This window comes from Streptomyces sp. NPDC050625, assembly GCF_040654755.1.
Lineage (GTDB): Bacteria > Actinomycetota > Actinomycetes > Streptomycetales > Streptomycetaceae > Streptomyces.
Window position 1 is genome coordinate 1 of record NZ_JBFAIQ010000011.1, and the last position, 14460, is coordinate 14460.

The following is a 14460-nucleotide window of genomic DNA, read 5'->3' on the forward strand; positions in this document are numbered from 1 at the left end:
GACGCCTTCATCGACCAGTTCCGCAGCCTGCTGGGCGCCGGAGCCGACACCGACCTGCGCATCATGATCCCCATGGTCGCGAGCGTCGACGAACTACGCGCCTGCCGACGCCTCCTTGAGGCAGCAGCCACCGAAGCCGGCGTCCCGGTGCCGCCCCTGGGCATCATGGTGGAACTCCCCGAAGCGGTCGCCGCGGCCGACGACCTCGCCCGCGAAGCTGCCTTCTTCTCCATCGGCAGCAACGACCTCACCTGCCAGATCCTGGGCCTGGACCGGCGCGACCCCACCGCCACCCCCGCCATGGCCGCACACCCCGCCGTCCTCGACGCCATCTCACGCGTCGTCACCGCCGCCCACCGCCACGATCGTCAGGTCTCCGTCTGCGGCGACGCCGCCGCACACCCCCTCGTGACACCCCTCCTCATCGGCCTCGGCTGCGACAGCCTCTCAGTCGGCCCCGCAGCCCTCGACGAAGTCCGGGCCCGCATCCGCCGCCTCCGCCACGACACCTGCGCCTCCCTGGCCGCCCTCGCCCTCACCCGCAAAACCCACGAAGAGGTCTGGCGCCTCGTCGAGCAATGCGGCCGGCCCTCGCTGCTCGAAGAAGAAGGGGCCTGACCGTGAAGAAGCTCATCAACTCGCCCGATGAGGTGCTGGCCGATGCTCTCGTCGGTGTGGCCGCCGCGCACCCTTCGCTGACGGTCAACATGTCCGACCGCTACATCGCCCGTGCGGGCGGGCCGACCCGTGGGAAGGTCGGCCTGGTGTCAGGTGGCGGAGCCGGGCACGAGCCGCTGCACGGCGGCTTCGTCGGGTACGGGATGCTCGATGCGGCCTGTCCCGGTGAGGTGTTCACCTCTCCCGTGCCTGACCAGATCCTCGCCGCCACGCGGGCCGTGGACGGCGGGGCCGGCGTCCTGCACATCGTGAAGAACTACACCGGAGACGTACTGAACTTCCAGATGGCCGCCGATCTGTCCGCCGACGACGGCGTACGGGTGGAGGGCGTCGTGGTCAATGACGATGTCGCCGTGGAGAACAGCACGTGGACGGCGGGCCGACGGGGCACCGGGGCGACCGTGTTCGTGGAGAAGATCGTCGGTGCGGCCGCCGAGCTCGGCGCCGACCTGGGCACGACCGCGGCGTTGGGCCGGGAGGTCAACGACCGCTCCCGTTCCTTCGGGGTGGCGCTCACGCCGTGCACGGTGCCCGCGTCCGGCAAACCCGGTTTCGAGTTGGGCGAGGACGAGGTCGAGCTGGGCGTCGGCATCCACGGCGAGCCCGGTCGTGCCCGCGGCAGGCTCGCCTCCGCCAGAGAGATCGCCGGTGTCGCACTGGACGCCATCCACGCCGACATGCCTCTGTCGAGTGAAGTGCTCGTGATGGTCAACGGCCTGGGCGGCACCCCGCTGATCGAGCTGTACGTGGTGTATGCGGCGGTTGCCGAGTGGCTCGCCGGCCACGGCGTGAGGATCACCCGCAACCTGGTCGGCAACTACGTCACCAGCCTGGAAATGGCCGGCTGCACGATCACGGTGTGCCGGCTCACCCCACAGCTCACCCATCTGTGGGATGCCCCGGTCGTGACCCCCGCGCTGCGCTGGGGACACTGAGCGGCCGAGGCCATCGACGCCAGACCGTACGAGATCGTACGAGATCGTACGAGGGAGAGGGACGACGATGGACGCGAGCATGTTCCGGGCCTGGATCCATGAGGCCGCCCGATCGGTGACCGAGAACGCCGATCATCTGACCCGCCTCGACTCCGCTGTCGGCGATGCCGACCACGGCATCAACATGCGCCGTGGCCTGCAGGCGGCGGTGGCGATGCTGGACGAAACCGACCCGTCCACCCCCGGCGCGGTACTCGCCACCGTCGGCCGGGCATTGATCAGCAAGACCGGCGGGGCCTCGGGACCGCTGTACGGCACCGGGTTCCGCCAAGCCGCGCGGATCCTGGGCGAGGATCACGACGTCTCGGCGGCACAACTCGGGACGGCCTTGGCGGCCGCTCTCACCGGTATCCAGCGGATCGGCGCGGCGCTGGAGGGCGACAAGACAATGATCGACGCCCTCAGCCCCGCCGTGACCGCCTACCAGGCCGTCATCGACACCGGCGGCGACCTGGCGGGCGCCACCCGCGCGGCGTACGACGCCGCCGTGCGGGGCCTGAAGCAGACCGCCGGCATGCAGGCCCGCAAGGGCCGCGCGAGCTATCTCGGCGCCCGCACCGTCGGCCACGAGGATCCCGGCGCGGCGTCGACCGTCCTCATTCTGTCCGCCCTTGCGACCGTCAGCTCGGCGGGCGAGCGCCGTGCGGAGGGTCATCACTAGGCCCATGCACATGGTTGGCCCCCAGCGGCAAGGCGGCCTCGCCGCCGGCACAGACACGGGCCACCTCGCCGTCGATGCCAGGCCCCACCCCGCCGGGCACAGACGACGGACGGCCGAACCCGGTTCTGAGCGGATCGCCACAGCGACCGCCGCCGAGTAAGTGGTCGAGGTCTCGAACAACTTCCGAGGCCGACGCATGGTTCGCGTCCGCAGGCGCCTGCCGGCGGAGGCACGAGGCCATGGCTTCGTTCATCGACGTCACGTTCATCACGACACGACAAGCGCACTCGCGCGATGAGCGGAGTGTCCGCGACGTGTGGACGCTCCGCTGAATCACGCATGTCCAAGGGCGGGGAGTAAGTGGAGGGGCAAGTGCAAAGACAACGGGGCAGCAACCAGGGACGGTTCGCCCCGGGCAACTGGAGCGTGCGCGCCCAACTGCTGGCCGTGGTGGTCATCCCGATCGTCACCGCGCTGGTACTGGGCGGTCTGCGGATCGCAACCGCCGTGCAGAACTCACAGGACATCGACAACGCCAGTCAGCTCGTACGTGTCGTCGACAAGGGAACGACACTGTTGCAGGAGATCGAGGACGAACGCGATCTCATCGCCCTCTACGTTGCCGCAGGGCGTACGGGTGGCACCAGCCGACTCGACGCGCAGCGTTCCAAGGTGGACGCGGCGCTGGCCCGGGTCCGTGCCGAGGACGCTCATGTCCGCCGCAAGACGAACTCCGCCCTGGCCACCCAGCTCGCGCTGCTCGACGCCTTCGACCGAAAGGTGACGTCACTGCGCTACACGGTGGCCCGGTCGACTATGCGCTGGCCGACCGTGGTCAACGCTTACACGGCCTTGATCACCGACCTCGCCGACGCACTCGACCTTCTCACGCCCGACATCGCCGGCCAGCCCCTTGTCATGAGGGCCGGCACACTCAAGACCTTCGCCCAGGCCACCGAGAAAGCGTCTCAGCAACGCGCACTGCTCGGCGGCGTACTGGCCCAGGGACACTTCGATGCGAACGAGGCCCAGAGCGTGACCCTCGCCAGCCGGCAGCAACAGGCATCGATCGACCAGTTCCTGTCCAGCGCACCGGCCGCGCAGCGTCAGTTCTACGAGCGCACCGTCACCGGAAGAGACGTCGACAAGGCCGACACGCTCCAGAAGCAGGCACTCGCCCTGCAGGGCACCAGCCGCCTCCGCCTCGCCGCCGGCACGTGGTTCGACACCATGACGAGCAAGCTCGACCTGATGCGACTGGTCGAGAAGCAGCTCGTCGGATCAGTTGAAAAGGAAAGCCTGCATGAGCAGCACGAGGCCGAACGCTCAGTGTTCATCGCCGCGCTCGTCGAGCTGATGCTTCTCCTGTTCACGTTCGGCGTGACGTACGTCCTCGTACGGTCGATCGTCCGCCCGCTGCACACCCTGCGCGCCTCCACTCTCGATATCGCGCAACGCCGCCTGCCCGAGGTGGTCCGGTTGCTGCGGGGCTCCAGCGACGCGAAAGTGAAGGCCATCGAGGTCGAGCCCGCGGCCGTCGACTCGAGCGACGAGATCGGCGGTGTCGCTCGTGCGTTCAACGACGTCTATCGCGACTCCGTACAGCTGGCGTTCGAGCAAGCGCAACTGCGCGGCCGCATCAACTCGATGTTCGTCAACCTCTCGCAGCGCAGCCAGGGCCTCGTGGAACGGCAGTTGGAGCTGATCGACCACCTGGAGAACGGCGAGCAGGATCCCGACCTGCTCGCCAGCCTCTTCAAGCTCGACCACCTGGCCACCCGCATGCGCCGCAACGGGGAGAACCTCCTCGTCCTCGCGGGTGAGAAGGCGGGCCGCCGCTGGAGCGCCCCGGTCCGGCTCGTGGATGTCCTCCGGGCCGCCATCAGTGAGATCGAGCAGTACCAGCGCGTGCAGCTGCGCGGACTGGTCACCGCGGACGTTGACGGCCAGGCAGTGAACGACATCGTTCACCTCATCGCGGAGCTGCTCGAGAACGCGACGACGTTCTCCTCGCCCGACACTCAGGTGCTCGTTACGTGCCGGCTGCTGTCCGCCGGCGGCGCAAAGGTCGAAGTCCAGGACAACGGAATCGGCATGTCCACCCAGGACCTCGAGGAGGCCAACGCGAAGCTCCTGAACCCCCCAGTGGTCGACGTCGCGGTGGCGCGGCGCATGGGCATGTTCGTCGTCGGTCGGCTCTCCGACCGCCACGGCATCCGCGTCCAGCTCCGCGGATCATCGCCCCACGGCGTCACAGCAGCAGTCATGCTGCCCCAGCAACTGGTCCGGGAACACGAAGATCACATGGATCCGCCCGGACTCTCAGCCAGGTACAACCCGGAAGGACGCCTCACCGGCTGGCGCAACTACGACACGACCGAGCAACTCGACGAGAGCGCGTCGGCCAAACGAGCGCACCGGACACCCCGTCACGGCGCCCGCCCGAGCGGCACCGTGTCCTGAACGCGTCGTCTCCTCGCTCATGCCCACCCTCAGCCTCTCCGGTGACCCACGGCTCAAACACGGACCCGCCGCCCCCGTAGCCGGTGATCGGCTGGTCTGCCCCGGCTGTTCCGCGAGGAGGGCCGGTCAACGAGCCGCCGCCCCCTGAACCACGCCCGCTCCACGGTGTGTGGGTCGACGGCGGACGGGATGGGAGCTGGGGTGAGTGGTGGGTGAAGGAGGGAGGCCCGCAGGCGACACTTGGGCCGTGACAATCAACGATGGCAGCGGGGCAATCGACCCCTGGGCACTCCTCCTGGAGACGGACTGGAGCAGCGTCGAACACTGTTGCCCTAACGTCGCCCCGGCGACCCCCGTCATTCTGGCAGGGCTACTGGATGACGACGAGGACGTTCAGCGAACCGCGGTACACAACCTCGGTCAGGCCGTGACCCACCAGAACAGCATCTATGGCGCCACCGCCCCGGCCGCCCGCTTCGTCATCGCCATCCTTGGCCACCCCCGAACGATGACCTTGGGGGTCTACTTCCACGAGGAGCGCCGCCGGCCCATGCGCGCGGCACTCCTGCAATGGCTGGGTGACCTCGCCGACGACGCGACGTACGACGAAGACGGCCCGGGAGAACCTGATGATGTCGCCGCGGTGCGTGCCATCCTCCCGCTGATCTACGAGGCGGCGCGGCCGTACCTTGTCGATGCGGACCTTCTGATCCGGGAAGCTGCGGTGCACGCAGCTGCGATGACTTTCGTCGCACCCGAACTAGCCATAGAGCACGGCCAAGACTCCCTACGGCGATCCGTTCGCGGAAGAGCGCGCGTGCCAATGCTCGCCGGAGTGGCCCGGCTTGGAGACGACGGCGAACGGGCACATGCTCCCGGCTCAGCCCTCCAGCCACTACAGCGCTCTCACGAACCCTGAGGTCGGCCCGTTCGTCGCGCGCTGCACTGGTTGTCACGCCCGCTATCCCCACCCTTGGGTGATCCCACAGGGCGCGCCGATGCCTTTCGACTGGGCTCGTGAGACTCCGCCGACCGCGTGAGCGCCGAGCAGGCTCAGCATGGGAAGGATCACACTCACGGCCGGTTACACGATCTTCCGAACTCGTGCGGCACAGCCGCTACGATCGCCCCATGACGACACATCAGGCGGATGCCGCGTAGATCCCCGCGCGAGCTGAGGGCCACCGTGCCCGACAGGCAAAGCGATGGTCCGGTGAGCACGCTGTTCATCAGCGCGTGTCCTGGGCCGTCGGCGTGTACTGCCGTGCACACGTACCTCTTCGTCGATGGCCTCGACGTGGTGGCATGCAGCGATAGCAGGATGGCCGGCCTGAGTCCGAGACGACTGCTCCGCCCAGGCGGACCGCTCTATCCGACGGATATGCCGCGCACGGTGGATGTGGCGGCCCAAGAGGCGCCCGAGCCGGGGCCGAACAGGCTGACCATCCGGATCCAGCTCCGGGGCGAGACGGTCATCTGGTCCGACCTGATCTACCCGGGCCCCGATGACAGGGCCATCGAGGAAGTTCGCTTCCGCCTGGATCAGTACCTGGGCGAGGTCGAGCGAGCCTACGCGGCGTTGAAGGACCACCCCTGATCACCAACGATCGGCATCGGTCGATTCTGGATGGGGACCGATCGCCCTGAGGTATCCGTCTGGCCAGAAGCCGAGGCCGTCGCCGGACGCCTCGCTCGCGTCATGGCTTGCGAACGACCTGAGGGAACTTGCCGTGCTGCTCGGCGAAGGGACCGTGCCAGACCCGTGCCAGGTCGTGCGGGATGCCACGGGGAACACCAAACGCGATACGCGCCGCCCAGTGACGGGAGGACGAGGACCCCTTCGGCGGACGCCCCCGCCCCGCCCGGGCCACGCTCCGCCGTGAGCAGGCCAAACCTGCTGAGCCGCACTACCCTGCCGAGCAGGGGCTGTCGTGGATCACGGAGTCAGCCATGCCGAAGCCTCAACTGCGGAAGAACCGGTCGTCGCTACGACACAAGCTCCGCCATGCCGTACGGCACCCCGAGCGGATCCCTCCCTACCTGCGCCGCGCCGTGCGAGACACCTGGCTGGGCCTGCGGCACCGCGACCACGTCGCGTACTACCGTGCCGTCATGGCCGCGGACAGCGCACGCAGCCCGGAGCGGGCCGTCGGAAGCCGTTCGGAGGAGCGGTGGCTGGCGTTGGGCCAGATGCAGTTCGACTACCTGGTCGAGCACGGCCTGAGGCCACAGGACCGGATGCTGGAGATCGGCTGCGGGAACCTGCGCGCGGGGTGGCGGTTCATCGACTACCTCGAACCCGGCCACTACTACGGGGTGGACATCTCGCCGGACATCCTCCTCGAGGCGCGGCGGACGCTAGTCCGCCGGGGCCTGCGGGACCGACTTCCCCATCTGGCCCTGGTCGAGAACCTGACGCTCGACTTCCTGCCCTCGGACTGGTTCACCGTGGTGCACGCCCACAGCGTCTTCTCGCACTCGCCGCTGGAGGTGATCGACGAGTGCCTTGCCAACGTCGGCCGGGTGCTGGCCCCGGGCGGCTTCTTCGACTTCACCTTCGACCGCACGGAGGGAACCGAGCACCAGGTGCTCCGCGAGGACTTCTACTACCGCACCGAGACCCTCGTCTCACTGGCCGAGCGACACGGCCTGACCGCCCGTTTCATGGACGACTGGGAACGGCGCCCGCATGGCCAGTCGAAGATCCGGGTCACGCACGCGGCAGCGACATAGCAGCGCCCCCTCCACATCGGCTCCTCCTTCTCAGCGCAGTTGCTCGGCCAGTCCGACGATGATGCCCTCCGGGCCGCGGAGGTAGCAGAGCAGATAGCTGTCCTCGAACCGGGCGATCTCGCCGACGAGTTCGGCGCCGTGGGGGCGCAGGCGGGCAACGGTGTCCTCGATGTCGTCGACGGCGAACATGACGCGGTGCGTGCCCAGAATGTTGTGCGGCCGGTTGCGCGGCCCGGCGCTGGTCGCCGCGGGCGTGCGGTACTTCGCCAGCTCGAGCCGGCCGTGACCGTCCGGGGTCCGGACCATCGCGATGTCACAGCGGACGCCGTCGAGTCCGGTGCACTGGTCGGCGAAGAGGCCCTCGACCTCCGCCCTGCCCTCCAGCTCCATACCGAGTTCCACGAAGAACGCGATGGCGGCGTCCATGTCCTCGACGACGATGCCGACGTTGTCCATCCGCTGAATCGCCATGCTGGTTTCTCCTTCTTCCTCGTGCTTCCTCATGCGTCCTGTGGTGGCCGCTGATGTCCCTGGGACGGAGCCCGTGGCACGTACTCGACATCCGCAGACCGCGGAAATCCGAGAAATCTGGATCGCGCCTCAGGTGAGATTCACCCGAATGTACCGACAACGCCCTTGTTCCTGCGGTCACGGCCGCCGGTGATCAGTTGTGGCTGATCAGACGGGGATCCAGTCAGGCCACTGGGGCGGGACGTTACTCACGGGGCAGAGGCCGGAGTCGCCGGGATAGCCGTCCAGCGTTCCCCGGGTCGCGAAGAACCACCATGCCGGTCCCACCGTCGCAACAACCACCAGCAGGGTCGGCAGTGAGAGGCGGACCGCCGTCGGCGCGTGAAGCACCAGCCGTCGGCCGATGGCCCACGCAACGAGCCCGACGAGTGCTTCGGCTCCGACGATCAGAGGGAGCAAGAAGTTCAGTTCGAAGCGTCCGCCGGCGTCGTAACCCGCGTCGCAGTACGCGCGTGCCCAGACGGTCAGCGACCAGGCGACGCCGCCCATGGCAGCTCCGAACAATGCGGAGACCGTCCAGGGGAGACAGGAGCTGGAACTCGGCTTGGCTGTGTCCACGACACAGCACGACATCAAACACGGCACGCACGGTTCCGCGATGAGCAAGGCGGACCGCCACGCACTTCAGCTCCAACCGGCGATGACCTGCCCGACGACGGAGAAGCGCTGCCCGCACTCCGGGCAGGTCGCCTCACCGAAGGCATAGGTCAGGGCACGCGCGATTTCCTCATGTCCGTCGGCCAGGGCAAGGTCGTAGAGGCGCCTGCCGAGACCTTCCAGGTCACGGGGATCGGCCGGATGGAGAGGGAAGGTCTCGACGTCGTCGGAGAGGGCGTAGTCCTCCGCTGCACTGAAGAAGCCCCGCTCTCCGAAAATCACCCACAGCGACGCGCACCCGTCGGGATCGGGGCAGTCGAGTTCGTATTCCTCGCCGACGACGCCACCGATCAAGTCCTCCGCCCAGTGGATGTCGCCTTCCAGGTTCAGGACCGCCTCAACCAGATAGCAGTAGTCGTTCCGGTCGGCGGTGACCTGCCGCCACCGGATTGCCGCGCCCAGTAGGCATGCGACTTCCGGCGCGTACTGGTGCCGCAGGTTCCGCGTCTCGTACCGCTGGTCGGCCTGGACGAGAAGAGCGCCGGCCAGGTGGAGGGCCGAAGCTGCCGTGCCGGCTTCGTCGGCCTGCGCCATGTCGGCCAGCGTGTGCAGCACCAGCGGATGGGCGACGTCCAGAGAGCCGTTGTGGTAGAGCCCCGTCCAGAGGTCGCTCCAGGCCTGACTGTCCCGGCCCGTGGCGGCACGTTCCAGCAGGGCCCTCAAGCGGTCGGAATCGGCGTCGTCTGCGCGGGGAGCGGGAGAAATCGTCGTCATCTTCGGTATCCAAGCAGCACGGGCGCCGCAGCGGGTCACCCGAACAGAGGCCCCGCGTCGTTACCGATGGCGTTGAGCCGTTCGGAGGACCGGGCCGGGACAGGGGCAGTGGCCAGCCCCCTTCCCCCGTGTCAGTGGCCCGTACAAGGGAGAGTCACGGTCCTGTCTGCGCCCTGTAACCGCGGGCCTTTGTCGCGTCTCGTGTCGCCGTGCAGGGCCACAGTGTGGGGCCTCGGCGCTGAGCCGGGGATTCCGGATCGCACGCCGCGCCCGGCCAGGGGCGGTGTGCACGAACGTGAGGTGATGGATTCATGTCTGTTTCTCGTACGACGGTCCGCCTGATCACCAACTTGGTGGTTTCGGGGGCCCTCGTCGGCGCGGCCGCCGTACCGGCGCTGGCCTCCGGAGCCGACCGCGACCATGACCGCGACCGCGACCGCGACAGGAGTTACTCACACAGCCGCGGGATCGACCACGACCACGACCGCGACGGTCGCTTCGACGACCGGCACCAGGGCTGGGACCGCGGCTGGCACGGGGACCGGAACCGGGGTTGGGACCAGGGGCGCAACCGCGGTTGGGACCAGGGGCGGCACTACGGCTGGTACAACGACCGACGCCACGATCACTACCGCTACTTCGGCCACCACTAGCCCGCCTCGGAGGCCGGCCACTCCTTCCGCCGCCCTTCGTCGTCGCAGTCGGCGCAGTCGGCACAGTCGGCACAGCCGTCGCAGCCGTCGCAGCCACCATCCCGGCCGGAGGGTCGAAGACCGCGAGGAACGGTCTTCGGCCCTCCGGCCATGTGTCGCGTCGTGCGGTCGACGCCCGGGCGTGGGTCTTGGCCAGCAGTGCCGAGCATCTCCGCCTCCCGGCCGTTGGGTCCCGGTCGGACTGGGTCTATCGTCGGAATCATGGGGCCAGGACGAGGAGGACGGCCGGTGATGCCGCAGGACGAGGCCGTGATCGGGTGTATGGGGACGGTACTCATCGGGACGCGTGGTTCCGCAGGCCCCGGTGAAGTCCTGGTGCGCGTCAGAGGCGGTTCCGAGACGTTTCTCGCCTGGTCGGAGGAGCCCCTGCCCGTGGGTGCCACGGTGCTCGTGATCGAATCACGAGGATGCCGCGAGGTCGGCGTCATCGAGTGGGTGGATCCATTGGACGCGCTCGGCGGGGATGCCGCCGAGGCCGGCTGAGGAGTAACAGGAATGTTCGGATACCGCGTACCCGCTCCCGACGAGGCGATGTTGATCTCGGGGGGCAGGCGGGGACTGGGGGGCGCGCCGTTCCGAGTGGTCACGGGGCACGGGAAGTTCGTGCTGCCGGTGTTCCGGAAGGTCCGGTTCCTCACCCTCTCCATGTGTGAGTCCGAGGTCACCGAGACCTGTGTGACCAGGCAGGGCATCGCGCTGCACGTCCGCGCGGTCATCGCCTTCAAGGTCGGCAACGACCACGAGAGCATCATCAATGCCGGTCAGCGGTTCCTGTCCGACCAGGAGCAGATGTCCGTGCTCACGGGCCGGATCTTCGCCGGTCACCTGCGGGCCATCATCGGCTCGATGACGGTCGAGGAGATCGTCACCGAGCGGCAGAAGCTCGCCGCGGAGGTGCTGGACACCTCGAAGACGGAGATGGCGAAGATCGGCCTGATCGTCGACTCGCTGCAGATCCAGTCGATCGACGACGGCGACACCGGCTACATCGACGCGATGTCCGCGCCGCACAAGGCGGCCATCCAGCGGCAGGCGCAGATCGCCCAGGCGCAAGCCACCCAGGCCGCGGTCGAGGCGGAGCAGGCGGCGGCCCGCAAGCAGGCCGAGTACGCCCGGCAGACCGCCATCGTCAAGGCCGAGTACTCCGCCGAGGTGGACCGCGCCCAGGCGCAGGCCGGGCAGGCCGGACCGCTGGCGCAGGCACACGCCCAGCAGGAGGTGCTCGCCGCCCAGACGGAGCTGGCCCAGCGCCAGGCCAAGCTGCGCCAGCAGCAGCTGGTCGCCGAGGTCGTGAAGCCCGCCGAGGCCGAGGCAGAGCGGGTCAGGATCCTCGCGGCCGCGGAGGCGCAGCGGATGAAGATCCAGGCAGAGGCGGCGGCGTCGTACGACCGGGTCGCGCTCGACCGGATGCTGATCGACCAGCTCCCGCAGATCGTCAAGGAGGCCGCCGGCGGCCTCGCGGGCGCCAACGTCAACGTCCTCAACGGTGCGGACGGCCTCGGCGAGATCGCCGCCGGGCTGGTGTCCCAGGGCCTCACGATCCTCGACTCGGTCCGACAGAACCTGAACGGGCAGGACGCCGAAGGACGGCGGACCGAGGAGGAGCGCGAGGGCAGCGGCAGCGGCCTGCTCCAGCTGCCCGCCAACAAGGGGAGGAAGTCGAACGACGGTCCGGTGGACGTCGACTAGGGCGGCGACCAGGGGCGGCGGCCAAGCGCGCCCACTGCGGAGTCGTCGGGGCGCCGATGGTCCGCGGTCAGGTGTTGCTGGTTCTGCGGCGGCGGCGAACGACGGTGTAGCCGACGGCGGCTAGGGCCATCGCGCCGCCGCCGCCGACGACCGCGGCAACAGTGCCGGTACGGCTTGAGGAACCCGCCGCCTGCCCGCAGTACCGGTCCTTGTCGTCCTTGACCGTGATGGTCAGGTGGCCGCGGTTGCCGATCGCCTCGGACTTCTCGTGCTGCCCGGCGATGTCGACCGGGTAGCTTCCCGGCCCGATGTCGCAGCTGATGGTGCCGTAGCCCTCCCCGAAGCTGTTCTTCCGCATCTCCACGGTCACGTCCTTGGTGAACGCCGGAGACTTCACGGTGAAGCGGCCGTTGCCGTCCGCCGCCAGGGAGGTCAGGTCGACGTCGGAGGTGACCACGACGGGCGCACCCTGCTCAAGCGGGCCGTCCCCGGTGCTGTCGCTGTCGTTTTCGCGGATGCTGATGCTCAGGCCCGGACCGTCCGCCGCCGAGGCGGTGTGGGAGCCCGTGAGGCCGATGACGGTCGCGGTGAGAGCGGTCACGGTGAGAGCGGTCGCTGCAGCGCGCAGGTACATCGTGCGTACCTCGCCTTCCTGAGAGGGGGGTTCAGCCGGCCTTGGGCGGCACGAGCATGTGCTCACGGCCGAGGGTGGTGGAGGTGTCGGTGTAGAGGGTGGTCTCACCGTCCGACCAACGCACCAGCAGGTCGTCGGGCTCGCCCGGCGTGTAGGCGCCCGCGGTCATGACGGAGGCATGGGTCCACAGCTGGTTAGAGGACAGCATCCGGACTTCCGTTCCCACACCGGAGGGGCCCGCGTCGCGGTAGAGCGAGAGCTCGCCGTCCGACCAGCGCACCACCAGGTCCCAGTTGGGGCCGCCGGTGAAGTTGCCTGCGGTGAGGATCGTGGCGTGCTTCCAGGTGTCGTTGGGGTCCTTGAGCTTGTGCTCGTGGAGGAGGCCCCGGCCGTCGACGTCGGTGTAGAGGGAGAGTTCCCCGTCGACCCAGCGGACCATGAGGTCGTCGGTCCACTTGTTGTCGCTGTAGCGTCCGGCCGTGATCTGGCCGGCGTTCCGCCAGGTGTCGTTGGGCTTCTGGAGCTGCGTCTCCTTGGCGAATCCGCCCCTGCCGTCGCCGGTGTAGAGGGTGACCTCGCCGTCCGTCCAGACCACGACGAGGTCGGAGGAGTCGCTGCCGTTGAAGTCGCCTCCGGCGACGACCTTGGCGTTCTTCCAGGTGTCGGACTTCGTGATCCTCTTCTCGCCGGAGAAGCCGCCCTTGCCGTCACCGGTGTAGAGGGTGACCTCGCCGTCCGTCCAGACCACGATCATGTCGGTCCTGCCGTCGCCGTCGTAGTCACCGGAGGCCGTCTTCCTGGCCTTGGTCCACAGGCCGCCGCCGGTGGGGTACATGCTGTAGCCGCGCGGGTATTGCCGCGGCTCGGTGTTGTTCTTCGCGGCGGCGTAGATCTCCAGGGCACGCTTGTCGTAGGTGACGGCGAAGGAGATGCGGTCGCTGTTGTTCTCCAGGCCGCCGCCGTAGTAGCCACCGAGGTTGCCGATCACGGTTCCGCTGCCGGTCGTGGTGTTCAGGCCGGTGATCCAGGGGCTTCCGGAGGTGCCTCCGTAGAAGCCGCCGCACTCCATGCGCAGTTGCCGGTAGCCGCGGAGCTGCCGGGTCGTGACGCCGGGGCAGATGATGGGCCGGTTCTTCGGGTTGTGGCTTCCCGGGTAGCCGATGACGGTCACGGTCCGGCTGTAGTCGCCGTTCACCTGACCGAGCTTGAGAGCGGCGCCGACCGCCTTCTGCAGGCTGCGGTTGCTGCTGTTGGTGCCTACCCGGGCGAAGGCGTAGTCCAGGTCTGAGTAGGCGTCACGGGTGGGCTGGCCGCCCACCTTGTACCAGCGGGAGTCACGGATCCACTTCTGCACCGGGAACCGGCCGTAGGGGGCGGGGTTCGTGGCAGCGCCGTCGTAGCGGGGTACGAACATGCCCTTGCTGCCGCCCGAGCAGTGTGCGGCGGTCAGGATGACGTTGCCCTGCGGGCTGTCGATGACGCTGGCCGAGCAGAACCGCCCCTCCAGTTGGTCGGTGGCGGGGTTCCTCGTGTAGTGGAAGAAGGTGCCGACGGTGGGAACGCCGCCGAAGTAGTGGCCGTCCTTGGCGGCTGCCGCGGTTGTCCCGGCTGCCGCGGTCGGCCGGCGTGCGGCGGGCTTCCAGCCGGCGGGCGCATCGGGGCGGGGGGAGTCCGGTGCGGCCGCGGCCATCCGCTCGGGTGTCCAGAACTTCTCGGCCGCCTCGCTCGTCCACTGACCGCCTTCGACCGCATCGTCAACGTCGGCGGAGGGCACAGGCGTAGAGGGTGTGGGTGCTGCCGACGTGGGGCGTGCGATCGGGGGAGCGGTGTCGGCGCTGGCGGGCGTGGCAGTTGCCAGGACCAGCGCACCGGCTGACATCAGTAGCTTATGTATGCGAGTTGTGCGCATGCTTCCTCAACATGTATGACGCTCTTGGCATGCTGGTGGTCCCTGTGGTCCCTTAGGGGCGGCCCAGTCGACTCGACGCATGC

General features: G+C 68.7%; 15 protein-coding genes. 10 read left to right on the plus strand and 5 right to left on the minus strand.

All coding sequences use genetic code 11. From position 1 onward, the window contains the following. The 7 genes from AB0I54_RS24195 to AB0I54_RS24225 all read left to right on the plus strand — a co-directional run. A partial coding sequence (locus tag AB0I54_RS24195; protein ID WP_363298212.1) for a putative PEP-binding protein occupies nucleotides 1-618 on the plus strand: 618 nt, incomplete at its 5' end. A 2-nt stretch (nucleotides 619-620) separates the two neighbouring features. After that, complete coding sequence (gene dhaK / locus AB0I54_RS24200) at nucleotides 621-1613, plus strand: dihydroxyacetone kinase subunit DhaK (RefSeq protein ID WP_363298213.1); 993 nt, start codon at nucleotides 621-623, stop codon at nucleotides 1611-1613. A 67-nt stretch (nucleotides 1614-1680) separates the two neighbouring features. After that, a complete protein-coding gene (gene dhaL / locus AB0I54_RS24205; protein ID WP_363298215.1) occupies nucleotides 1681-2334 on the plus strand; it encodes a dihydroxyacetone kinase subunit DhaL in 654 nt (217 codons plus the stop codon). Between the two features lie 372 nt (nucleotides 2335-2706). Beyond that, nucleotides 2707-4797, plus strand: coding sequence for a nitrate- and nitrite sensing domain-containing protein (locus AB0I54_RS24210; protein ID WP_363298216.1), 2091 nt, complete (start codon nucleotides 2707-2709; stop codon nucleotides 4795-4797). A 247-nt stretch (nucleotides 4798-5044) separates the two neighbouring features. Beyond that, nucleotides 5045-5716, plus strand: coding sequence for a hypothetical protein (locus tag AB0I54_RS24215; protein ID WP_363298217.1), 672 nt, complete (start codon nucleotides 5045-5047; stop codon nucleotides 5714-5716). A 294-nt stretch (nucleotides 5717-6010) separates the two neighbouring features. Beyond that, entirely contained in the window at nucleotides 6011-6394 is a 384-nt protein-coding gene (locus AB0I54_RS24220) for a hypothetical protein (RefSeq protein WP_363298218.1), read from the plus strand. A gap of 353 nt (nucleotides 6395-6747) precedes the next feature. Continuing rightward, nucleotides 6748-7530, plus strand: coding sequence for a class I SAM-dependent methyltransferase (locus AB0I54_RS24225; RefSeq protein WP_363298219.1), 783 nt, complete (start codon nucleotides 6748-6750; stop codon nucleotides 7528-7530). 30 nt (nucleotides 7531-7560) lie between these two features. Here AB0I54_RS24225 and AB0I54_RS24230 read toward each other — a convergent pair whose 3' ends face one another. From AB0I54_RS24230 to AB0I54_RS24240, 3 genes are all read right to left on the minus strand, one after another. Beyond that, nucleotides 7561-8001, minus strand: coding sequence for a VOC family protein (locus AB0I54_RS24230; protein ID WP_363298220.1), 441 nt, complete (start codon nucleotides 7999-8001; stop codon nucleotides 7561-7563). A gap of 207 nt (nucleotides 8002-8208) precedes the next feature. Continuing rightward, the gene (locus AB0I54_RS24235) at nucleotides 8209-8550 is read right to left on the minus strand and encodes a hypothetical protein (RefSeq protein ID WP_363298221.1); all 342 of its coding nucleotides are present in this window, start codon (nucleotides 8548-8550) and stop codon (nucleotides 8209-8211) included. A gap of 135 nt (nucleotides 8551-8685) precedes the next feature. Further along, nucleotides 8686-9432, minus strand: coding sequence for a hypothetical protein (locus tag AB0I54_RS24240; protein ID WP_363298222.1), 747 nt, complete (start codon nucleotides 9430-9432; stop codon nucleotides 8686-8688). 311 nt (nucleotides 9433-9743) lie between these two features. On the opposite strand from AB0I54_RS24240, the gene AB0I54_RS24245 reads away from it, so the two are divergent. The 3 genes from AB0I54_RS24245 to AB0I54_RS24255 all read left to right on the plus strand — a co-directional run bounded on the left by AB0I54_RS24245 (nucleotide 9744) and on the right by AB0I54_RS24255 (nucleotide 11834). Beyond that, nucleotides 9744-10085 carry a hypothetical protein gene (locus tag AB0I54_RS24245; protein WP_363298223.1) on the plus strand — a complete coding sequence of 114 codons (342 nt, stop codon included), beginning with the start codon at nucleotides 9744-9746 and terminating at the stop codon, nucleotides 10083-10085. Between the two features lie 291 nt (nucleotides 10086-10376). Next, a complete protein-coding gene (locus AB0I54_RS24250) occupies nucleotides 10377-10628 on the plus strand; it encodes a hypothetical protein (RefSeq protein WP_362331596.1) in 252 nt (83 codons plus the stop codon). A gap of 12 nt (nucleotides 10629-10640) precedes the next feature. Beyond that, nucleotides 10641-11834 carry an SPFH domain-containing protein gene (locus AB0I54_RS24255; protein ID WP_363298224.1) on the plus strand — a complete coding sequence of 398 codons (1194 nt, stop codon included), beginning with the start codon at nucleotides 10641-10643 and terminating at the stop codon, nucleotides 11832-11834. Nucleotides 11835-11901: 67 nt separating this feature from the next. On the opposite strand, the gene AB0I54_RS24260 is transcribed toward AB0I54_RS24255, so the two are convergent. After that, nucleotides 11902-12468 carry a hypothetical protein gene (locus AB0I54_RS24260; protein ID WP_363298225.1) on the minus strand — a complete coding sequence of 189 codons (567 nt, stop codon included), beginning with the start codon at nucleotides 12466-12468 and terminating at the stop codon, nucleotides 11902-11904. A gap of 31 nt (nucleotides 12469-12499) precedes the next feature. Further along, nucleotides 12500-14242 (minus strand): VCBS repeat-containing protein, encoded by a 1743-nt coding sequence (locus AB0I54_RS24265; protein WP_363298227.1) that lies wholly within the window; start codon nucleotides 14240-14242, stop codon nucleotides 12500-12502. Nucleotides 14243-14460: the final 218 nt, after the last annotated feature.

Bases quoted from the DNA above. Each gene is read 5' to 3' on its own strand.
- dhaL (WP_363298215.1), top strand. From the start codon at position 1,681: ATGGACGCGAGCATGTTCCGGGCCTGGATCCATGAGGCCGCCCGATCG.
- AB0I54_RS24225 (WP_363298219.1), top strand. From the start codon at position 6,748: ATGCCGAAGCCTCAACTGCGGAAGAACCGGTCGTCGCTACGACACAAG.
- AB0I54_RS24230 (WP_363298220.1), bottom strand. From the start codon at position 8,001: ATGGCGATTCAGCGGATGGACAACGTCGGCATCGTCGTCGAGGACATG.
- AB0I54_RS24235 (WP_363298221.1), bottom strand. From the start codon at position 8,550: ATGGGCGGCGTCGCCTGGTCGCTGACCGTCTGGGCACGCGCGTACTGC.
- AB0I54_RS24240 (WP_363298222.1), bottom strand. From the start codon at position 9,432: ATGACGACGATTTCTCCCGCTCCCCGCGCAGACGACGCCGATTCCGAC.
- AB0I54_RS24245 (WP_363298223.1), top strand. From the start codon at position 9,744: ATGTCTGTTTCTCGTACGACGGTCCGCCTGATCACCAACTTGGTGGTT.
- AB0I54_RS24250 (WP_362331596.1), top strand. From the start codon at position 10,377: ATGCCGCAGGACGAGGCCGTGATCGGGTGTATGGGGACGGTACTCATC.
- AB0I54_RS24255 (WP_363298224.1), top strand. From the start codon at position 10,641: ATGTTCGGATACCGCGTACCCGCTCCCGACGAGGCGATGTTGATCTCG.
- AB0I54_RS24260 (WP_363298225.1), bottom strand. From the start codon at position 12,468: ATGTACCTGCGCGCTGCAGCGACCGCTCTCACCGTGACCGCTCTCACC.